The sequence below is a fragment of the Streptomyces sp. NPDC041970 genome, from assembly GCF_055588985.1.
The window spans coordinates 1-23415 of record NZ_JBVJCD010000024.1 but is presented as its reverse complement, the minus strand read 5'-3'; the positions used below and the strand labels follow the sequence as shown (position 1 = coordinate 23415).

4 protein-coding genes and 1 pseudogene are annotated in these 23415 nt (G+C 73.0%); 4 read left to right on the top strand and 1 reads right to left on the bottom strand.

Features of this window, described 5'->3' with window-relative positions:
* Window positions 1-26: 26 nt before the first annotated feature.
* The 3 genes from ACZ6EJ_RS14405 to ACZ6EJ_RS14395 all read left to right on the top strand — a co-directional run bounded on the left by ACZ6EJ_RS14405 (window position 27) and on the right by ACZ6EJ_RS14395 (window position 20491).
* Window positions 27-17738: a glycosyltransferase gene (locus tag ACZ6EJ_RS14405; RefSeq protein WP_469267243.1), complete on the top strand. Its 17712-nt coding sequence runs from the start codon at window positions 27-29 to the stop codon at window positions 17736-17738.
* 98 nt (window positions 17739-17836) lie between these two features.
* Window positions 17837-19540 (top strand): hypothetical protein, encoded by a 1704-nt coding sequence (locus ACZ6EJ_RS14400; protein ID WP_469267242.1) that lies wholly within the window; start codon window positions 17837-17839, stop codon window positions 19538-19540.
* A 150-nt stretch (window positions 19541-19690) separates the two neighbouring features.
* Window positions 19691-20491 (top strand): SAM-dependent methyltransferase, encoded by an 801-nt coding sequence (locus tag ACZ6EJ_RS14395; protein ID WP_469267241.1) that lies wholly within the window; start codon window positions 19691-19693, stop codon window positions 20489-20491.
* A 21-nt stretch (window positions 20492-20512) separates the two neighbouring features.
* Here the strand turns inward: ACZ6EJ_RS14395 and ACZ6EJ_RS14390 are convergent.
* Window positions 20513-20804: pseudogene (locus ACZ6EJ_RS14390) on the bottom strand (transposase); the annotation flags it as partial.
* Between the two features lie 291 nt (window positions 20805-21095).
* Between ACZ6EJ_RS14390 and ACZ6EJ_RS14385 the strand changes: the two are divergent.
* Window positions 21096-23282 (top strand): alpha/beta fold hydrolase, encoded by a 2187-nt coding sequence (locus ACZ6EJ_RS14385; RefSeq protein WP_469267240.1) that lies wholly within the window; start codon window positions 21096-21098, stop codon window positions 23280-23282.
* Window positions 23283-23415 lie beyond the last annotated feature (133 nt).

The window sequence follows — 23415 nt, the reverse complement described above, 5'->3', positions numbered from 1 at the left end:
GTACTCCGAAGACGCGGCACCACACCATGGCGATCGAGGTTTCCGAAGGGTGGGGGAAACTCCTCAAGACCCTGACCGGGATGCCCTTCCCGCAGGCGAACGAGGACACCCTGCGGCTGGTCAGTGACGAATATCGCCAGATGGCCGAGAAGTTCCAAGAGGTGGAGGAACTTCTGCGGCAGGTCGTCAGCCGCGTCGACGAGGACTTCGAGGGCGAGACGGCGACGAAGTTCGTGGCGTACGCGCGGCAGTTCGTCGAGCGGACCAACGGCAACCAGAGCATTCTCGACAGGGCGCACGAGGACGCCATGAAGCTGTCGAAGAACGCCCACAAGACCGCCGCGGACATCGAGTACACCAAGTGGATGATCTTCGGCCAACTGGCCCTGCTCGTCGCGCAGATAGCCCTGGCCCAGGCGCTCATGCCGGTGACCGCCGGGCTGTCGGAGATCTGGGCGGCCGCGGCGATCTCCGCGTTCCGCGCCATGGCGATGCTGATCCTCAAGTTCCTGCTGGGCCAGATCATCATGCAGACCATCACCGGCCTCGCCGGCGGCCTGCTGCTCGACTCCATCCTCCAGCTCACCCAGATGGGTCGGGGCGACCGTACGGAGTGGAACACGAACTTCACCGCGGACGCGGCCAAGTTCGCGGTCATCGGCGGTGTGCTCGGCGGCCCGTTCGCTCTGCTGGGCGGCGCGTTCGGCAAGCTGCTCGGCACCCTGGGCGGCAAGGCGCTGGGCAAGTTGCTCGGCAACGACGCGGGGAACGTGCTGGCCAAGGGTCTGGCCGGGGGTGGCAAGGGCGCGGGCGGCGCGGGAGCGGGCGCCGGCAAGGGCGCGGGCGGCCTCGGCAGGGGCGCGGGAGCAGGCGCGGGCAAGGGCGCAGGCGGCGCGGGAGCAGGCGCGGGCAAAGGCGCCGGCGGCGCAGGAGCCGGCGCGGGCAAAGGCGCCGGCGGCGCAGGAGCCGGCGCGGGCAAAGGCGCGGGCGGCGCAGGAGCCGGCGCGGGCAAAGGCGCGGGCGCAGGCGCAGGAGCAGGCGCGGGCAAGGGCGCAGGCAGTGCCGGTACGGGGCTCGGCAAGGGGCTCGGGACCGCCGGCGACGTCGGCACCGGTGGCGCGGGCGCGGGTCTCGGCAAGGGCGTCAGCGGCGCGGGCGACGGGGTGGTCGGAGCCGGCGGGCGGACCGGAGCGGGCGCGGCGGGCAACACGATCTCCGAGGGGTCCGCGCGCGAGCTCGGCGAGCGCCTGGGCAACATCATGGGCCGGACCAACGAGTCCCTGAACCACCTGGGGGCGGACGGCGCGCGCGGCGCGGCCGCCGGGGCGGTCGGCCGGGAGGTCGTCAAGGACTTCGCGAACGCCTTCGAGAAGAGCCTCGGGGAGGCCCTCGGCAATGAGACCGCTCGGAACCTGGGCCGCGAGTACGGCGAGGCACTGGTCAAGAACTGGGCCGGCAAGGCCGACTGGCAGGGGCTGACCCACGCGCTGGACGACGCGGTCAAGCCGTTCGCGAAGGAGCTGGGGGAGAACGGCGTACGGGCGCTCTCCCACGACCTGCCCGGCTCGTTCGTCCGGACCGTCGGCGGGAACATGGGCTTCCACATCGGCAACTTCGTCGGCGAGGTCGCCGGCGATTCGGCCCACGCCGTGGTCACCGAGGGCATGTACAACCTGATCTTCGGGCCCGAGCACCAGTTCACGGTCAGCGGCTGGACGGCGGCCGCGGGCGCGGCTGGCGGCGTCCTGGGCCGCGGGGTGGCCTACGGCTTCCAGTCCGTGCACAACATGGTCCAGGGTCCCCCGGCCGCCGCGCCGCCGCGCCCCCCGGCCTTCTCGTCCGACGCCCCGGCCCCGCCGACCGCCGCGCCGAGGCCCAGCACCGAGTCGAGCACGACGGTGCGCGACGGCTCCGACCCGAAGTCCGACACCGACGGCCGCACGCTCACGGACTCCCTTACGGACAGCGCGTCGCTGCGGGGCGACGACGCCTCGGACGGCGACAGCCTGTACTACCTGGACGTGGACGACCTCTCGGACAGCGGGACGCTGTACGGGGGCGACGACGGGGACGGGAACGCCGCCCCGTACGACGTGCCCACGGCGTCCGCCCCCTCCTTCGCCACCAGCTCGGGCGGGTCGGACCTCCCGAGCAACGGCGACGCCCCGAGCAACGGCAGGACCCCCGACGGCGACGGCACCACGACCAACCCGAACGGGGCCACCGGCCCGAACACCACCGACCGCTCCGGCAGCACCGACACCGCCACCGGCTCCCCCGACCCGGTCCCCGTGCCCCCCACGCCCGAGCCCCCCGTGCCGCCGGACGCGCTGTCCGAGACGGACCTGCTGTGGAACAGGCTGCCGGACGTGCCGGACCCGCTGCCTCCCCTGGACCAGGTCCACGAGAACGCGCCGCAGGACCTCGCGGCCCCGGACTCCCCCCTGACGCATCTGCCTCCGCTGCCGGACTCCCCGCTCGGCTCCAAGCCGTCACCGGACGCGGAGCAACTGCTCGCGGACCTCGCGAACCTGCCCCCGCTGCCCGACTCCCCGCTCGGCTCCAAGCCGTCACCGGACGCGGAGCAACTGCTCGCGGACCTCGCGAACCTGCCCCCGCTGCCCGACTCCCCGCTCGGCCCCAAGCCGTCACCGGACGCGGAGCAACTGCTCGCGGACGCGCCCCCGGTCCCCGACACCCCGCTGGGCCCCGTGCTCACGCCGGACGTCGAGCGGCTTCTCTCGGACCTCCCCCCGGTGCCGCGCCACGACCTCACGCAGACGCCGGACGACGGATCGGCGACGACGCCGTCCAGCCGCTCCGGCGACTCGGAGCAGGCGAACCGGGCCCCGAACGACCCCGACCGCCGCCTCCAGGACCGCCTGGACCGGCTCAAGAGCCGGCAGGACTCCGGCGTCTCGGACTCCGACCTCGCCGCCCGGCTGGCGAAGCTGCGCGAGGGCGGCTCCGACGACCACGGCAGGCCCGCACGGGTCGACGAACTCCGGGAGCAGTACCGCGCCGCCCTGGTGGAGGAGGGCCTGGCCCCCTCGAAGTCCGACGCCACGGCGACGGATTCCGACGGCGACGGGGCCGCGCTCCCGCACAGCGTCGCGGGCGGCGCGGCGGCTCCGCCGCGCCCCGTGCCGACCCTCTCCACGGCCCCGAACTCCACCAACGCCCCCGCCGGTTCGCGACCGCACTCCCCCGCGGGCAGGAACCCGGACGGACCCGGCACGCCCTATCCCGACGTCCCGCAGGGTCCTCCCGGCAGCCGGCCGCTCGCCGGGGGCGAGACGGACCTCGACCTGCCCGACGTCCCCCGGCACAGGCCCGGCGCGCAGCCCCACACCGGGGACGCGTCGGACCTGGTGCTCCCGGACGTCCCGCAGGGGCGGCCCGGCGACGTGCCGGACGCGGCGCGGACCGAGAGCGAGGGCGACGGGCAGGCACCGGTCACGGACGACTCGCCGGCCCCTCCCCGTACCGAGTCGCTGGACGAGCTGCCCTTCCGCGACGGCTTCGACGACGGCGACGACCTCGACGCGCTGCTGGCGCGCCTGGAGGAAGCGAGCGCCCTCGCCGACGACCCGCTGCTGCGGGACCTGCCCGACGTGCCCGAGGCCCTGACCTCCGCCGAGCAGCGCAAGCTGGTCAGGGATGTGCAGCGGGAGACCGACGCCCTGCTGTCGGACGCGCGGCGGGTGGGCGTCGACCAGGAGACGCGGCAGCGGCTGAGCCAGCGGATCCAGGACGACGCACGGGCCGGCCGGCACGCCGAGGCCGCCGAGGGCCTGCGGGAGCTGAGCGACCTCGTCGCCCTGCACGGCCTCGGTGAACGCCTCCAGCAGTTCCGCCGCCACATGGACGGCGGATACGAGCAGCGCGCCGCGCAGTTGGGGATGCGCCGTACGGAGTGGCTGCGCCACGCCCTCGCCATCGAGGAGGCGGCCCTGGGCGGCGACCCGCGGCGTACGACCCAGTTGCTGGACGATTTCGAGCACCGCCTCGGCGCCCTCGGGGCCGAGCTGAGGACCAGCGCCGACAACTCCCCCGAGGCGATGCGCAAGCGGCTCGCCGACAGCCGGTGGGACGACGCCGAGGCGGCGGGCATGGACCGCGAGCGGTTCCTCGCATGGGAGGACCGCCGGGACCGGGCGGCGACCACCGAAGAGTTGCGGGAGGTGCTGGCCGGCTACCAGGCGGAGCTGGAGACGGCGCAGCGGCTCACGACATTGCGGGAGTTGGGGGCGTCCGACAAGGAACTGGCGGCCTGGAAGGCCCGGTTCGAGGGGCCGGAGCGCGGAAGCGACCTGGACGCCCAGTACGAGCGCCGTACGAAGACCCTCAGTGGCGAGGCGGATCTGGCCGCCCTCCAGCAGAGGTTGGACGACCTGGGCGCGGGCGGCCCCCAGCCGGACGCCCCGCAGCCGCCGCCCCCGCCGCGGAACGGCTCCGACGCCGACGACGCCCCCGCCGGCGACCGGTCGGGCGACTCCGACGCGGAGAACGCCCCGGCGTCCCTGGAGGACCGGCTGGAGAAGCTGCACGAGGGCACGGACCACACCGGGCTGTCGCGCGAGGAACAGCAGCAGTGGGCGGACCGGCACGCGCGGGCCGAGGACGACGCGGCGAAGCGGGCCGTCGAGCGGGAACACGCCGAGCGGATGGCGCAAGTGGAGCGCGACCGCCGCCTGACGGCCGTCTCGGAGGGCGGCCCCGAGGGGGCGCGGCGCAGCCCGGAGCGCCGCGCGGCGTGGCAGAGCAGGCTGGACGAGGCCGGGGACGACCCGCAGGCCGTCGACCGGGTCCTCGACGACTACGACGCGGAGACGGCGGAGCTGCGGCGTGAGGGACGGGAGCGCCTGGAGCAGGAACTGCGCGCTCCGGACCGCCTGCGCGACCTCGACCGGCGTATCGACCGCTCGCTCGACAAGCTGCCCGAGGAGACGCGCGCCCAGGCCGCTCGGGACGCCCGTACCCTCGTGGAGCGCCTGCGGAGCCTGGCCGCCGGCTCCGAGGGGGCCGACGCGCCCACGACGGACGACGCCGTGCCGGAGAAGGGCGCGGACGCGCCGGACACCGACCTGGCCGACGCATCCGGCCCCGCGAAGACCGGACCGCCGACCGCCGGGCCGCACCCGGCCCCGGCACCGGCCCCGGCCCCGGCCCCGGCCCCCAAGACCAACGCCGACCAGGGCGCTGGCGACGCGGGGAAGACCCCGCGCCCGACCGGTCCCGAACGGGACCGGCGCGCCCCGGCGGCACCGGGCGAGCAGGTGCTGGAGGCTCCGCGGCAACGGAACGACGCGGCGAAGTCCCAGGAGAAGGACGGCGGCGGCCCCGGACGGGACCGCGACGACCTGCCGTCGTCGGAGCGTCGTCGCGTACGCACGGAGACCGGGGACGACACCCGTACGCCTGTGGATTCCGAACCGGCCGGCGAGGCCCCTCGCATGTCCGATGACGCCTCCGACAAGACCGCCGGGCCGAAGGCCGACGAGCCGTCCGACCACTCGTCGGACGACTCGTCCGACCACTCGTCCGACGACGGGACCGGCCAGGGCGGCGACCGCGACACGGACGCCGCGTCCGACCGGACGACGGACGACGACGCCGATTCCGTGGTCTCCGTCCCCCATGACGCCGCGAGCCCGGCCAAGGAGAGCGACAAGCCGAAGGACGACCCGGCCAAGGAGAGCGACGAGCCGAAGGACGGCCCCGCCAAGGAGAGCGACGAGCCGAAGGACGGCCCCGCCAAGGAGAGCGACGAGCCGAAGGACGACCCCGCCAAGGAGAGCGACGAGCCGAAGGACGACCCGGCCAAGGACGGCCCGGCCGGTGGCGGCGACCAGCCGGCCGGTCCGTCGGACGCGCAGCAGCAGCTCTCGGCCCGTGACAAGGCGCTCAACGCCCTCTCGGCGGACGAGTTCGAGCGGCGGATGTACCGCGTGCGCCGGGACCGCCCGGACCTGACGACCCAGGAGGCCCTGCGCGACGAGGTGTACCGCCGGATCGAGAACCCCGGCGTGAAGGTGGAGAAGGTGGTGGCCCTCGCCCCTCCGCTGCTGAGCGAGGGCGTGGAGCCGCTGCCCGCGCCGCGGTCCGACGCGTTCGTCACGTTCGACGACAACGCGATGCTGCCCACGTCCATGCAGGGGCACGGGCACGGCCGGATCACCCTGCGCGGCGTCGACCGGCTGGCCGACTCCCTCATGATGCGGTGGCGCCTGCACCCCGACGGGCTCGACCAGGTGAAGCTCGTCCTCACCCAGAGCCCGCACACCCTGCTGACCCCGCGCACCTTCGTCCTGCCGACCCTGGACGGCGGCCACCGCGAGATATCCCTCTCGCTGGAGAGCTACGGGAACTGGCGTCGCTTCGCCGAGCCCGCGCCGCTGGCCCCCGAGGACGACGCGACGGAGGCCGTACCGGCGAAGGACGGCGGCAAGGACGCCGCCAAGAACGGGGACGTCCCGACCACGCCGAAGGCGACGGACCCGCAGACGGAGGGCTCCACGACCGCCCCCAAGACCGACGCGCCCGACACCACCGCGCCGAAGACCGGCACGCCGAAGACGACCGGGGCCGCGCCCGACACCTCCACGACCGTGCCGGCCACGACGGACGCGCCCGCGACCGACGCGCCGGCGAAGGACGCGCCGGCGAAGGACGCGCCGGCGAAGGACGCCGCGAAGACCGACGCGCCCGCCACCGACACCTCCGCGAAGGACGCGTCCACGGCCAAGACGAAGACCGAGGCCAAGGCCAAGGCCACCGACGCACCCGTCAAGGTCGAGACCGAACTCCGCACCCGCCCCGGCGCGACGGAGACCAAGACCCTCTCCACCTCCCGTGCCTTCGGGCTGGCGGTCCCGATCGGTCCCGCCGGGACGCCCGTCGGCGCGTTCGGGTCGGTGACCCTCAGCGGGAAGCGCATGGAGGCCGCCTACACGTACACCCAGGAGAACCGCGCCCAGAGCAGCGTGACGGCGGTCGGCAAGGACGGCAGCCACCTCCACGCGAGCGACCTGCACGTCGTCGTCGAGTCGTCGCGCGTCTGGGACAAGAAGGGCCGCGAGCGGCCCGCGAACCAGCAGCAGCCCCGGGCCGCCGACCGGACGCGCTTCCGCATCCAGGACGGCGTCACCTGGCGGGTCCCGGACAGCGTCACCGACCCGGCGATCCCGGACCGGCTGCCCACCGCCTTCACCTTCGCTCCCGGCGCCCGGCCGCACCTGTTCGCACCGCTGAGCGTCAGCACGGAGACCCGGCTGCTGGACTGGGCGCTCAGGAACTTCCCCGAGGCGGTCCCCGGCAGCTTCCTCCGCCGCCAACTGGCCGACCTGTTCGGGGACGAGAGCCTGCGCACCATGATCGCGCAGAGCTCCGGGGAGACGGTGGTCACCGCACCGCTCTTCGCCGGCCTGGGCGGCCGGTCACTGGGCTCCGTCGAGCTGCGGCTGACCCCCATCGACGCCACCCTGGTCCAGGCGTCCGACAAGACCGAGGTCAAGAAGGCCGACGCCCAGCGCTCCACCGGCACCACGGAGAAGAAGAACACCCAGGGCGCCGGGGTCGGGCTCACGGTCGGCCCCCAGTTCTCGCTGCTCCCGACCACGGGCTCCCTGAACCTCCAGGTGGCCGCGGCGGGCGGTCTGACGACCCAGCGCGCGGAGAGCAGCTACAGCGGCAACACGGCCGAGTCCGTGCGGACGCTCAACAGCCGCGGCCACTCGGGGCTCTACGACGTCCGCTTCCGCCTGGAGCTGCGCCGGCAGGGCGGCGCCTGGGAGTCGCCCGCGCCGGTCCCGGCGCAGACGACCGGGCAGACCGGGCAGCAGACCGGCGGGAACCCCCCGGCCGGGAACGGCTCGTTCCTCACCGCCACCGTGCAGCTCCCGCGGGCCGACGCCCGCAGGCTGGCGGGCTGGGACGACGGCATCACGCCCCTGCCGGACGCCGAGGCGCCCCCCGCCCCGGCATACCTGACCCCGTCGAACCCGGCGACGTTCGGCCTGCACGCGGTCGTGGACCTCGCGCCGACCGGCGACACGCAGGCGGCCCAGCCCCACACCTCGCTCGCGGACCACCTGGTCGACCGCATCCAGGAGGGCCTGCACCGGGCCTACCCCGACCTCGTGCTCCCGCCCCGGTCGGACGCCGCGGCCACCGGCGACCGCGGCAGCGACCGGACGTACAACAACGCGGTGCGCAACACCCACCTCCTGCGGCAGGCGCTCACCCGCACCGTGCTGGAGGGCTCGCTCGACCGCCTGACCAGCACCGGACTGCGCATCCAGTTGGAACGGCTCGACACCGTCAACAAGCGGTACGTCGTGGTCACCGTGCGCGCCCGGGCGACGGACCGCCGGTTCATGGGCACCCACCACGACCTGGGCCTGGCCAACAACGTCCTGTCGACCCGCCGCGCGGACAGCGCGACGACCCGGACGCACGGCTGGACGGCCGGGGTCGACGTGGGGCTGACCGGGCTGGAGCGCTTCGGCGGCGCCGGCACCGTCGGCTACCGGTACGGCAAGCAGACCGCCTACGGCATGACGTACGGCCCGACGGTGACCCCGGACGGCGGCCTCACCAGCACCGGGTCGCAGCACCTGTGGTCGTACGACCTGGCCTTCACCGCGGAGGCCACCAGCTTCACCCGGCCGCGCCAGATCGCGCGGACCCTGACCGGCGAACTGCTCAGCACCCGGTGGTTCGTGAAGCAGACCGCCGGGAGCGTCGACGTCCTGAACACCGGGCAGCAGGACGGCGGGGCGGCCGCGCAGGCCCCCGTCACCGGCCGGGTCACCCTCGCCGTGCCCGCGTCGCTGTCCGTGCCGTCCGCCCTGCCCGTCACCCGGCCGGCGACCCTCCCGGCGTTCGTGCCGATGGACCCGGCCACGGCCGAGCTGCTCTCCTCCGGCAAGCCCGTCCCCACCGACGCGTGGACGCCCCACGCGCTCTTCGACGGGCTGCACTCCGTGCAGAGCGTCACCTCGCCCCAGCTCGTGCAGCACCACCTCAAGGAACTGCTCGCCTCCGTCTCCGGCAACTCCTGGGTCTACGGGACCGACGGGACGCCCGCCTCCGGCGCCCTGGCCGAGGCGTTCGCCGTCGGCCGCAACGAGGCGGACTTCAGCGACGCGGCGCAGACGGGCAAGCACGTCAGCGACCTCTTCGGGCGGACGGCCGTCACCGACATCACCGCGTCGGTCAGCGCCTGGCCCGAGATGCGCCGGCCGCGCGTCGTCGCCGTCGTCGACTCCAGCGACCTGGCCCTCTCCCACATCGGTTCGGGCACCAGCGGGGCCGGGCACTCGGTCGCCCAGGTCCGCAGCCACACCTTCTCCCTGCTGGGCGCGTTCCGGGCCAAGCACACCGACGCGTACGAGACGGCGGGCACCTACGGCCTCACCTGGACGCCGTTCCAGCGCACCTCGACCAAAACCGAGGCCGAGACCTTCTCCGCGAACCCGGCGCACACCGTGCAGTACACCGGGCCGATGGCCCTGGTCAGCGCCGACGTGGCCTGGCACCTCGCGGCCCGCTCCCAGCCCTCCGGGCTGCTCCAGGGGCCCATGGAACTGGCGCGCGGGCGGGCGCCGCAGGGCCGGATCGTGGAAATCCCCGACGGCGTGCTCGTATGGGTGCCGCTCGCCGAGGCCAGGAAGGCCGGGCTCTTCGACGACGGCCTCACCCCGCCGCCGGCCTCGCAGCTCTTCAACCCCACCGGCGCGGCCGCCCACGGCACGCTCACGGTCGGCCGCATCGACATGGCCCCGGCGGTCAAGGCCTTCACCGACCGCCTGCTGAAGGCTCTGCCCCAGCACAAGAGCTGGCTCGGCCCCAAGAGCCTGCTCGCCGACCAGCTCGGCGGCCTGGCGCGGCAGATGACCGCGCTGTCCCCGTCCGGTATGCGCGCGCTCCAGACGGGCATGGAGAACGGCGGCGCCTCCCTGCGCCTGGCCCGGAACAAGATCGGCCCGTCCAAGGACGCCAGCCTCACCGTGACCCTGAGCCGGTCCGGCTCCACCCCCGGCGCGCTGCGCCACGACGTGAAGCCCACGATCACCCGGCCCACGTCCACGGCGGAGACCGTCACGGAGAAGCTGGCACGGGGGTACGAGGCCGGGTACCGGGTCGGCGTCATGCCCATGACCCAGAACCAGCCCGTGGTCCGCAACGGCGGCGTCACCTTCGACGACCGGGTCGGGTCCGCCCGTTCGTCCTCCCTGGCCCACGCGGTCACCGACGCCGTCAGCGCCCAGGTGGCCTTCGAGGGGCCGGTGGTCTCCAGCCGTACGACGTTCGACGTCACCTTCACCCTGGAGCTGCCCGACGGCACGGTGGTGACGCACACGTACCCGGTCGGCGACGCCGAGGTGGTGCTGCCCCTGAGCCTCGCCCGACCGGAGACGACCGCGCAGCCGGCCACCGCCCCGCGGCAGGCGCCCGGGCAGACGGCGCGCCCGATGCTGCTCCCGCCGGACCAGCAGCAGGCCATGGCGCTGCGGGAGCGCGGCACGGCGGGCAAGAAGCTGTTCGCCGCCGGCCCGGAGAGCGTCGTCGTCACCACGGTCGGCGGCATCACCGCCCTGCGGGACGCCGCCGCGTACGCCGTCGACGTCGCCGTCAAGGGGCGCGGCGCCAAGGGCGGCCCCGCCACGGCCATGCCCACCGACAGCCGGGGCCGCTACGTGCGGAAGACCGCGCTGACGAAGCCCGGCACCCCGGCCGGCGAGGCCCTGAAGGGAGGCGTCAGCACCGACGTGCTGAGCGCCTACCTGCCGCAGATGATCCGCGACAGCCTGACCGTCACGCTGCACGACACCGCCTCGACGGTCGGCGGGACGGACGCGACCCTGAAGATCACCGCGGACGTCGACCTGTCCCAGGCCCGCCTGCTGGCGGTGGACCCGCAGGCGGGGCTCGGCGGCAGCCGGCGGACCTCGGACAACGACACGTACACGGGCGACACGACCGACTCCCACACGCCCGGCATCACCGCGGGTCCGGGCTTCCACGCACAGCCCGTGGTCCAGTCCACGGCGGCCGTGCCGGGCTGGGCGGACTCGGACGCGGCGGGCGGCGCGGCCGACCGCAGGACCTCCGCCCTGACCACGCTCAAGCCCTTCGCCGGGGGCGCGGTGCTCATCCAGGCGCCGCTGCACGTGGTCCAGACGGCGAAGGCCACCCACCGCATCGGGGACCTCCCGTTCGTCCCCTCCGCGTTCCAGTCCGGCTCCCGGACGCCGGCCACCGTCGAGCACACCGTGCGGGACGGCGTGACCATGTGGGTGTCGTTCGACGTCGCCCGCGAGCACGGACTGCTGCCCCCCGAGGTCGAGGCCGCCGCGGACGTCGTCAAGGCGCAGACCAAGAAGTACACCGCGGCCGCCCAGAAGGCAGAGGCGACCGAGCGGCGCCTGCGCGCGCTCGACGCCGAGGTCTCCTCCTCCCGGACGGAGCTCCAGCACCTGCTGGAGACCGCGGAGTCCAGCGCCGCGGACGTGGCCGCGGCGCGGCAGCGGCTGGCCTCGGCCCGCACCCGGTACGCCGAGGCCCACCAGGACCTGGTCAACCACCGCCGCGACCTCGCCACCGCCGAGGGGCGCCTCGCGGGGGCCTCCGAGGCGGCCTGGAAGGCGGTCGAGTACTACACGATCACCGGCGACCGCCCCTCCGGCACGCCGCCGGTCCCGTGGACCGAGCCGCCCGCGACCACGACCACGACCACAGGCGAGGCGCCCGACACGGTCACCGGCTACCCGCCGCTCGCCGACCTCCTCGACGGCGCGGAGCCCCACGCGGCCCCCGCCGACGACCTCGCCGGGCCGTCGCACCTGTTCACGCCGGAGGACGTCCACGCCCGCACGGAGTTCTGGCTGCACGACACGGCGCCGCTGTCGGAGACGGACGCCGTACGCCGGGAACAGGCCAAGGCGGCGGGTTGGGCGCAGCGCCTGCGGACGGCGGACGCCGCCTACCGGGCGTCGCTGGAGACCGTCCGGGCCGCCCGGAACGACCTGGACGCCGCCCAGCTCCGGGAGGCCCGAGCGCGGAAGGCGACCTCGGGGCGGTTCGACGCGGTCGACACCGCCGTCCGCGACGCGCGGTCGGCGTACGACAAGGCGGTGGCGGACCTCACCGCGCACTACCGCGAACTCGGCCTGGTGCAGACGAACTTCTCGGCGGTGGACGCGGCGGCGCGGCACGCGCAGACCCAAGCGCAGGCGCAGACCCAAGCCCAGGCCCAAGCGCAGACACAGGCACAGGCGCAGACCCAGGCGCAGGCACAGACCCAAGCGCAGGCGCAGCCCCAGGTCCAAGCGCAGGCCCAGAGCCAGACCCAGGCCCAGCCCCGGACCACCGCCCCGCGGACCGAGGGCAGCGCCCCCCTGGTCGTCGCCCCCTGGCACCCCGTGCCGGAACCCGAGGGCTACGTCCGGCCGGCCGACGCGACCACCGCCCCGGACCCGTACACCTCCCAGGGCGAGGACGCCGAGGGGCGGCCGGTCTCCCTGAAGTCGCCGGACGGCCGTGTCCTCGAACTCCTGGACCCGCCGTCCACGGGGCCCGTGCACGTCGATCTCGGCACGAGCTTCCACCGGGCCCTCCTCGACGCGGTCCGGCGCGCCCATCCGGGGCTCCTCGCCGAGTTGGGGCTCCACGCGCGGGGCCGGGACCTCTCCGCCGCCGACGTCCAGCACCTCAAGCAGCGCCTGGCCGACCGCCTGGCGGCGGACCGCGACGAGCTCGCCCCGTTCCTCGCGATCGACCCCCAAGAGCGGTTCACCGCACGGGAGCTGGCCGACGCCGGCATCGTGCTCAGCCCGGCGGAGGCCGCCGAGCACACCGCCTCGCGCCACCGCCTCCCGGACACCGTGGCCGCCCGGCTGACCGTCGACCAGCGCATGGAGCTGGCCCGGACCACCCTGCTGCGCTCCGGGGACCAGCAGATCGGCGACCGCAAGGACGCGGGCTGGAACCACTCCGCCGGAGACCTGGCCGCCCTGCTCGCGGCCCGCGTCCTCGGCGTGCCGGTCACCGTGGTCCAGTCGGACCTGAACCACCTGACGTTCGTCCCTCCCGGCACGGACGCGGCGGCGGGCGCCCGGTCGGACGTGGTGCTGCACCGCGCGGACGACCGGTACCGGCTGGCCGTGCCCTCCGCCACGGACGACCTGCTGCTCAACGCCGACACGGAGGACGCCCCGCAGAACTCCTCCAAGATCACCGAGCACCCGGTCCAGTCCGAGATCACCGAGCACCCGGTCCAGTCCGAGATCACCGAGCACCCGGTCCAGCCGGTCCCCGAGCAGAGCGTCTTGGCCGCGCGGCTCCTCAAGGAGCGCGGTGAAGGCGCGACCTACTACTTCGGCGCCGGCACCGGCCAGGACGCCACGGTGCCCAAGCAGCTCAACTTCATCTGGCTGGGCGGAGAACTCAAGGACGACGCCCTCAACAACATCACGGCGTGGGCGGACAAGGCGCAGACGTCGCAGTGGAAGCTGAAGATCTGGACGGACGACGGCGGCCGGCAGGCCAATGAGGCGTTCCTGCAGAAGATGGAGACCGCGGGCGTCCTGGAGCACGGCCACGTCGACAGCCTGTTCACCAGCGACAAGAAGGGCGGCCTGTTCACCAAGAGCAAGAAGACGGACGAGGCGGCGCAGATCCCCTCCAGGGTGAAGAAGCTGTTCGACACCGCCCTCAAGGAGAGCAGTTACGCGATGGCCTCCGACGTCGCCCGCTACGCCCTCCTCTACCAGCACGGCGGGGTCTACCTCGACGTCGACCTCGGTCCGGGCGAGGTAGTGCTGCGTCCCGAGGGCGTGCGGATGCCGCAGGGTGACGACACCCTGCCGATGTTCGGACCTCTGCTCCAGGACGAGGGCAGCGTGCGCAAGGCTCTCCGCCTCCCGGAGACCGCGCCCAAGCCCTCCCAGGAGCAAATCCATCAGGCCGCCGTGAACGTCTACGGGCAGGGGGAGTTCGGCAACCACTTCATCGTCGCGCACCCCCGCAGCCGCTTCCTGAGACAGGTTCTCGACAACCTGCCGGACGCCACCGTCAAGGACAAGCTGGCCAAGGGCCTCCTCCTGGCGGCCATGCAGTCGAAGAACGTGGCCGGCTACACAGGCCCGAACTTCCTCGTGCGGCAGTTCGACGAGCACGCCAAGAACTTCCCGCCCGCGATTCCGGGGACCGCGAAGAAGGGCGCCCTGGCGCCGCCGCCCAACAAGTACCGCGTTCCGTTGGACAAGTGGGCGGACTGGACGCGTCTGGAATGGGTGACCCCCGAGAGCGAGAACCAGGAGGCCCCAGCGACGGCATCCGCCCCGGCCCGAAAGGCGACGCTGACCAAACGCCTGGGCGACTCCGTAAAGAATCTGAAGGGGTCCATCCGGTGGGGCAGCGGCAGGTCCGGCTCGAGCAGCGGTCTGCTGTCGAACGACGGGACCCTGCTGGCCGGCTTCGACCCGGTGGTCGACGGGCTGGAGCAGCCCGGCGGCGCGCCGAAGGACGAACTCGTCGGCAGGGACGGCCGGAAGGTCTCCTACGAGGAGATGCGGCGGAGCCTGCGGACCATCAAGGACGCCAAGGGCGAGGTCATCGGATACGCGTCGCACAGTGACAAGGACTGGGCGCCGCGCCGGGACTTCTACGCGAACTACCGGGCCGACCAGACCTCCTACCGGGCCTACCGGGCGGCGGGCGAGAAGACGTTCGTCCCCGTGCCCGAGGACGCGGCGGCACCCCGCACCGTGCCCTGGCGGGCCGGCGCCGGCGCCGGGGCCCCGACCGGGCAGCAGACGCCCAAGCCGATCTTCTTCGACGCCCACGGCTCCCAGCACGGCGTCAAGCTCCACGTGGACGGCGGCCTCCCCCTGGAGGTGGACGGCGCCCAGTTCGCGCGGTTCATGGAAACGCTCACGGACCCGGACCAGCCCCCCGCCCCGGTGGTCCTCGTGGCCTGCGACACCGCGGCCACCCGCGCCACGGACGGCGGGAGCGTCATCAAGGACGCCGCACGGGCGGTGCCGGGGCGCCGCTGGTACGCCCCCGACGTCGCGGTCGGCCACGCGATGCCGCCGGCCGGAGCCGCGGGCGGGGCCACCGGCGTACTGGCCCTGCTCCAGGACCGGACGACCGGACGCCAGGGCCAGTGGGTGACCGCGTTCGAGACCGACGCACTGGACGCCCTGCTCAAGCAGGGAGCCGAGGACGGCGACGCGGTCGCCGGCGGCGTGACGAAGCCTCTGAACGGCCCCGACCCGCTGCGGAGCCCGGACGAGCTGCTGACGAACCAGCCGCCCGCCGGACCGTCGCCCGTGGCGGAGGCGACCGGCGTGTCCCACGCGGCCCCCCAGGACGCGTCCACGTCGTCCAGGCAAGCGGACGAAGAGGTCGCGCTGAAAGCGAGAGAGGACTTCCACCAGCAGAGGGAAGAACTCTGGAACCGGATCAACGGCATCAGGCCGTTGGCCGGGAACGAGGAGTTCCGTCAGGGCGTGGCTTCCTGGCTGAGGACCGTCGAGGCGGACCTGGACATGGCCCTGGCCGGGCACAAGGGCAGGAACGAGGTCGACCGGTCCGCCGTCGCCGCGATCATGAAGGGCTTCCAGTCCGATGAGGTGCTGGGCCACCAACTGAACTACATGTGGTTCATCCAGCAGCAGGACACAGCGGGGTTCGGGGACATTGTGGCGACGCGCGCCGCGGCCGCGGCCGAACACGGCCAGATCTGGTCGAAGATGGGCGCGGCCGAAGCGGTCAGCGCAGGCTACGTCGGAGCCGGCGTGACCTTGGAATCGTCGGTCCAGGGCTACATCTTCAACGGCCTCGCCTTCGGGCTCCCCCGCTGGGACGACTCCCCGACCATGGGCGAACTGTGGCACCAGTTGTCCCGTACCTACGCCCAGGGCCTCACGCACCGGGTCACCGCGCACGTGCTGGACGGAATCCACGACAGCAGCGTCCTCACCACCACGGAGTGGCCCGAGGCCAAGAAGCGGATCGAAGAGGGCAGGATCGGCAGCCTGGACGTCCTCGTCTACACGGCGGCTCCCGGTGAGACGCGCAACGGGCTGAAGCACGTGAAGACGTACACGGTGCGGACCCAGGCAGACTTCGACAACCTCCCCAGGGTGCCCGACACCGACGAATGGAGGACGAAGCAGCGGAAGATCGACGAGGAGCAGAAGCGGGCACTGGACGAGGTCTACGAACGCGACCTCCAGGTCATCCTCTTCAACTCCTATGTGAAGGACGCCTTCGGTACGCAGGGCGGCGAGGACAGAACCCGCTTCCGCCCCATGCGCACACGGGTCAACTCCCTGAGCGACGACCCGGCGGCACGCCAGGCCGACGACGGCCCCGTCGCACAGCGGGGCGGCGCGCGGGCCCCGGCGGACGACGGGGTGGAGACGGACGCCGCTTCGCCCCCCGCCCCGCGGACGGAAGCGGAGCCGCACACCGTCTCGTTCTCGGACATGATCTTCGCCACCCTCAACTCCGCCTCGTCCAGCAGCGCGGAGCAGGCGGTCGCCGACCACCTGGCTCCGAGCGACGCGGAGACCGAGCAGACGGAACCCGCGCCACCCGCGCAGGCCGAGGCGCCCGTCGTCCAGCCGGCCCTCGGACGACCGCTGAACATCACCTTCAAGGAGGGCGACGGAGCCGGCGCGACCCTGCGGGAGCTGGGCGCCGACGACGCCCAGGGGGTGCGCGCGTACATCATCACCTCGCATGTCAAGAGGGACTACGACGCGATGCGGCTCATGCTGCACCGGTTGGAGGCGTTGACCCCTCCGCCGCCCTACCTGGCGGATCTGCGGGCGCTCGAGACCGAGTTGATGGCGTCCATCGACGCCGCTCCCCCCGTCCCGAGGCAGCTCCACTTCATCTGGCTCGGCAAGGACCTCCCCGCGGCCGCGCTGACGAACATCACCCTGTGGGCCGCCAAGGCCCACAAGGCCAACTGGACGGTGAACCTGTGGACGGACTCCCGGACGAAGCTGAGCCCCACGACGCTGTTGAAGATCAAGTTCACGAGGGGGCTCATACGGATGCCGCTCGAGCCCGTCATCCATGGGGACCTCAAGGACGCCTTCGAGATCGCCACCGACCCCGCGGGCGACGTCCAGGCGTATCCGTTCGCCTCCGACCTGGCGCGGTACAGCATCCTGAAGGAGCACGGCGGGGTGTACGCCGACGTGGACCTGGGCCCCGGAAGCTTCGAGTTCTCGGCCCAGGAAGCCCCCCGGCTCCGGCAGAACGACGTGCCGGTGCTCGGCCCGCTCCTCCGTGACCAGAAGGGGCTGGACGCGGTCCTCAAGGAGGTCGCGGCGGAGGATGGCGCCACCCAGGCGACGACGGCCGAGGAGCGGGTCCGCCGAGCGGTCGACCACCTGCTCGACACCGGCGGTTACGGCAACCACTTCATCGTCGCGCAGAAGGACGCGTCCTTCATCGACCGGCTCATCAAGAAGGTCGTCGACAGACTCCCCCTGCTCACGGACGCCGAGGAGATGAAGTACGCGGGCGCGGCGGCCTCGGGGCCGTTCCCCCTGCTCCAGGTGCTCAGCGATCACCTGCTCAAGGAGTTCGGGGTGGAGGCCCCGGCGCGCGGCGAGTTCGCCTACTTCCAGGGCCAGGGGAGGCGCTTCCACGAAACCCTGGACTGGCTGACGCCCGAGAGCGAGAACCAGGCCTACGAGCAGCCGTGACGCCACGTCATATTGCTCGGCGCAGGGGGGAACCGAACCCGCCCCGCGGCAATCGAAGAGGACGAAGAGAGTCCATGGCAGGGAAAGAGGGGCGATCCGTGAAGCAACAGCGGTCCAGCGGGGAGAGTGAGCCCGGCGACGGCCGGGGCGCGGCCTCGGGGGAGACGGCTCCGGACGGCGCGCAGGGCGCGGGTCCGGGGAGCATAGGCGCTCCGTCCGCGCCGTCGTCCCGGACGGCGACGCAGGGCGGGGACACGTCGGTGACCGGCGACGGGGACGGCGGCGCCCGGACGCCGACCTCGTCCGCCTCCGGCCCGGCGGAGGCCGGGGAGCGGGCGGCCGGGGCCCCGGCGTCGGCGCACGCGGTCGGGGTCTCCATCGGCAGGACCACCGCCGAGCCCGAGAGCGGGCCGGACGGCGAGGAAACGGCGGTCGCCCGCGACGAGGCGGCTCCGGCGTCCGGCACGGCCTCGGTGGCCGCCACCACCACCGCCGCCACGGCCGCGGCGGACGACGCCTCCGCGGCCCCTTCCGGCGCGACGGAGACCGCCGCCGCGCCGAGCACGCCGCCGTCCGCCGCGTCCGGGACGACGGCTTCCGCGGAGGCGGCGGCCGCGGCCGCCGCCTCCACCGGGAGCGCGGCCGAACCGGCCGCCGCCGCCACGGCCGGTGCCGCCACCACCGCCACGGCCACCGTCTCCGCCACGGCGTCGGCCGGCCCGCCCGGCAGCGCCACGGCCACGGAGGGCGGGGCCCCGGAGCGCCCCGGCCGGGTCTCGCGCCCCATGGTGGTGGCGGCCGCCTTCGCCGGAGCGCTGCTCCTCGGCGCGCCGTTCGTCGTGGCGGGGGCCCAGGGGGACGAGGCCGGGCCGGAGCGCCGCGAGGCGGCTGCGGCGTGGAAGGAGGCGGGCCAGGAGGGCGGTTACGTCCCCGGCACCGACCCCGACCGCCCCCAGGGCGTACGGCCCGTCGGCGGCGGCAAGTCGGGGGCCGGCGCCACCGCGCCCCGCGGCGACAAGGGCCCCGCCAACCACGTGCGCGCGGACGCCGGCGGCGAGCGCAGGCCCGCGGAGACGAAGGACGGGAAGAAGCCCGCGAACGGGTCGACCGAGGTCGGGACCAAGGGCGCCAAGGACACCAGGACCCCCGGCGGCACGCGGGACGGCGCCAAGGACAGCACCGCGGGAGCGCCCGGCACGGCGGACAAGAGCGGTTCCGGCGCCAAGCCCCCCGCCGACACCGGCTCGAAGACCCCGACGAAGGCCCCCGCGGCCGACTCGGCGCCCAAGTCGACGCCCACCGTGGTGTACAGCGGCGTGTCCGGACCGGAGTGCCCCACCCAGCGCTTCCAGAAGTCGGGTTACTACAGCGACGGCAAGGAGGGGTGGGCCACCCACAGCGGCGGCTTCGGTGGTTACGGCTGTGCGGGGAAGTACCTGTCCATGCCCATGTCCGGCTACTCCTCCAAGGACTCGGGCGGATCGGCGACCTGGCTGTTCGACCTGCCGGCCAGCGCCCGCAAGTGCAGCATCTCCGTTCATGTGCCGGGCAGTTCCAACATCGTGCGGGTCGGCGGCAACCCGAGCTACTACACCGTGTACGACCGCTTCCTGCCCCGGACGAGCAACCTGGTCGGCTCCTACTACGTCAACCAGCAGAACCGCAAGGGCACGTGGTACAACGTGCCGGGCACCTTCCCGGTCGACGCCAAGAAGCTCTCCGTACGGCTGCACGACCGGGGCCAGGACAGCAACTACGAGCACCACGCGATCTCCGCGCTCAAGGTGACCTGCACCGGCTGAGCAGCCGGTACGGGCGCCCCGGAGAACCCGGCCGGCGGTCCGGCCCGCCCGCGCCCCTCCCCCGTGCACACGGCGGAGGGGCCGCGGGCGGGCCGGGCCCCGGCACCCACCTGGAACGACCAGCCAGAACCACGGAAGACGGAGCGGAACATGCACGGCGCGTCCGGTCGGATCGACACGTCCACGGCCCACTCGGCGCGGGTGTACGACTACATCCTCGGCGGCAAGGACCACTACCCCGTGGACGCGGAGGCCGGTGACGCCATGTGCCGGCACTGGCCGGCGCTGCCCGTCCACATGAAGGAGAACCGGCGGTTCATGCACCGGGCCGGCCGCTATCTGGCGCGGGAGCGGGGCATCCGCCAGTACCTGGACATCGGGACGGGGCTGCCGACCGCTCCCAACCTCCACGAGGTGGTCCAGCGCGAGATCCCGTCCTCCCACGTGGTGTACGTCGACAACGACCCGATCGTCCTCGCCCACGCCCGCGCCCTCCTCCAGAGCTCGCCGGAGGGGGCGACCGCGTACGTGGACGCCGACATGCACGACCCCGACGCCATCCTGGACAGCGAGCAGTTCCGCTCCCTGATCGATCTCGGCGAGCCGGTCGGGTTGATGATCATCGGAATTCTGCACTTCATCCTGGAGCCGGACGACCGGCACCTGGTGCGGCGACTCCTGGACCCCCTGCCGTCGGGCAGCCATCTCGCCATGACCGTCGGCACGGCGGACTTCGCACCGGCGGAGGTCGGCCGGGTGGCCGAGGAGTACGAGCGCCAGGGGATGCCCATGGTCCTGCGCGACCTGGCCACGGCCACCTCGCTCTTCGACGGGCTGGAGCTGGTCGGCCCCGGCGTGGCGCAGGTCCACAAGTGGCGGCCCGGTCCCGAGCAGGCCGGCATCGACGACGGGGCCATCGCCATGTACGGAGCGGTGGCGCGCAAGCCCTGACCGCGCCCCTTGCGGCGACGGCCCTTGGGCGGTCAGGCCCTCCAGCAGGGCGGTGAAGACTCCGGCGCAGGAGCAGGAGGGCTGATCTGTCGCTGGTCAACTTGGACTCCACCACGGTCCCGCCAGAGGCGGAAGCGTCTGTGGACGGTGGCCCAGGGCCTCACTCGGCCGGCGTCTCCCGCCAGTGATGACTGGAGCGGAACCGCCGGATCACGCCTTCGACCTGCTTACTCAACCGCTCCGGGTACGGGCCGTATCCACCGATCGGCAGATCAGGAGCGGCCGGACGGGTGTCGGGAGCCGGCGGCGGCAGACCACGATGCGCACGGTCCCGGTTCACTCGGGCAAGGCTGCGCACCGCAACACCACCTCGTGCGGGCGGGTCGCGCCATTTCCCGTGGCCTGCCGTGCTTTTCGAACTCCACCGCGTGCTGGTTGAAACATCATCGACGGACGGCTGCGACCTTCGGCGGCGAGTCTTGTCCAGCAGCGGCGCAGGGGGAGTCGTCTCCTGTCTGCCGCCTGTGTGAGGAGGCGCCGGCACGACGAGATGTCTGCTGGGTCGCTTCCATGACAGACGAAGTCGCCGTTTCCCACCGAAGAGGTGCAGATCATCTTGCGGTATGTGACCGTCCCATCGATTGCCGTCGGAATCAGCGTCGCCGCCTCGCTGATGTCCCTGGCAGCCGTTCCCGCCGCTGCGGCTCCAAGTGCCACCCCGGAACGCGTGAAGTGGGAGCTCTGCCGGGACGCGGCGGCGGACTGGAATCGCGACGACAGCCGCAGCGAATGCGCGCTCATTCCCGTTCCGGTGGACTACGCCAAGCCTGCGGGCAGGAAGATCACCATCGCGGTGAGCAGGATCAAGGCCACCGGAAAGCGCACGGGGGCCCTGTTCGGCAACCCCGGGGGACCCGGCCTGGCCGGCACGCCGTCCCCGTACGGTCTGCTCAGCAGCCGGCTGGCGCCGATGAACAAGGAATGGGACTTCATCGGTATCGATACGCGGGGTACGGGCTACAGCGCCCAGATCTCCTGCGACACGCCCGATTTCCGGGAGGGGGAGAGCGAGAGGGAGGCCTTCGAGCGTGAGGCGGACGCGAAGCGCCAATGCATCGCCAAGGACCGGGAGCTGGCGCTCTCCATCAGCATGGAAAACGCGTCCCGAGACATGGACCGCGTCCGGCAGGTGCTGGGCTTCCGCACGATGAACTTCTACGGCAATTCCGGCGGAACGGCGCTGGGCGCGGTCTACCGCTCCATGTTCGACAGCCGTGTCGACCGGATGTGGCTGGACTCGATCATGTCCCCGGTCGGCCAGAACGCAGCGGTCACCGCAGAGGTCGCGCACTACCATGCCGGGTACCGGCAGTTCTTCGCATGGCTGGCCGGCAAGGATGCGACGTACCACTTCGGGAACTCGCCCAAGAAGGTCGAATCCGCGCTGAAGGCGTTGCAGACGAAGGTGGGAAGGGACGAGTTCGCCACCTTCCTCGACCCCAACCTGGAAGCCATACCGGACCGGTGGGAGCGATCCGCCGCAAAGCTGCTGGAACTGCGGAATGAGGGGGCAGGCAAGGCCGTCCCCCAGCAGAAGGACGGGAAGCGGAAGTCCTTCGGCCTCGGAGAGATGGGGCACAATTACGGTTTCACCCATGACGCCTTCATGTGCAATGCGAGCGCCGACGGCCGGACCTATGCCGATCTCGTCAGGATGAGGAAGGAGCGGCAGGCGAAGTACCCGTTCTCTGCGGACTTCAACGACCAGCCCATCACGTACTGCGCCGGCTGGCCGGCGGGCAAGCCGTGGGACCTGAAGCCCGGCAAGAGCCGACTGCAGATGTCCGGCCACGAGTTCGAAACCGTCACACCCTACGTGTGGGCGAAGATGATGCACAAGAAGATCGGCGGATCGCTGCTGACCGTCACGGATGCGACGCATTCCACCATGAAGTCCAACGAACTCGCATGTGGCTCCAAGGTGGTGGACTTCTTCCGGGACGGCACGCCGGCGAAGGGGAGCTGCCCCGGTTTCCCCGCCGAGGAGACCGGTCCCCCCGGACCTGCCGGCAATCTGGCGGGGACCGTGAAGCTCCCGAACTGCTCCGCTTCGCTGGTCCGCCCCCGCACCGCCCGCGACGAGGACAAGGCGCTGCTGCTCACGAACGGGCACTGCCACCCCGAGGGACGGCCGAAGCCGGGTGAGGTGATCACCGGACCGGGCGCCCCGATCGAAGGCAGCGTGATGAGCCCGGCGGGCCGCGAACTCGGGCCGGTGACGGGGCGGGTCGTCTACGCGACGATGACCGGAACCGACATCGCGCTGGCAGAGCTGGATGCCACGTACGCGGACATCCGGCAGAAGTACGGGATCGAGGCGTTCCCGTTGGCTTCGACCGGCCCTGTCGCCGGGCAGGGGATCAAGGTGGCGTCGAGTCACCTGGAGAGTGTCTGGTCGTGCCGGGCCGAGGCCGTGGTTCCGACGCTCAAGGAAGGCGACTACACATCGACCCATGCGATCCGGTACGCGAAGGAGTGCAACACTCAGCCTGGCAGCTCGGGTTCAGCCGTCGTCGATACCGAGACCGGGGAGCTCGTCGCGGTGAACAGCACCAGCAACCGTGACGGCGGGACGTGCGAACTGAACAATCCGTGCGAGATCGACGAGACGGGCACCACGGTCCACCGGGGACGCGGATACGCCACCCAGACCGCGGCGATCACCGGATGCATCGGCGCCGGCAACACCGTCGACCTCGAGCGCCAGGGATGCACCCTGCCCAAGCCCTGACCCGATCCGGTCCCCTCCCGGGGGGGGGGGGGGCGGGGGGGGGGGGGGGGAGGGGAGAGGAGGGGGGGGGGGGGGGGGGGGGGAGGGGGGATCCTAACCGGCTTTGTGTTGCGGCGAGACACCACCAGCCCGA

Coding starts and splice junctions, on each gene's coding strand:
- ACZ6EJ_RS14405 (WP_469267243.1), top strand. CDS start 27: ATGGCGATCGAGGTTTCCGAAGGGTGGGGGAAACTCCTCAAGACCCTG.
- ACZ6EJ_RS14395 (WP_469267241.1), top strand. CDS start 19,691: ATGCACGGCGCGTCCGGTCGGATCGACACGTCCACGGCCCACTCGGCG.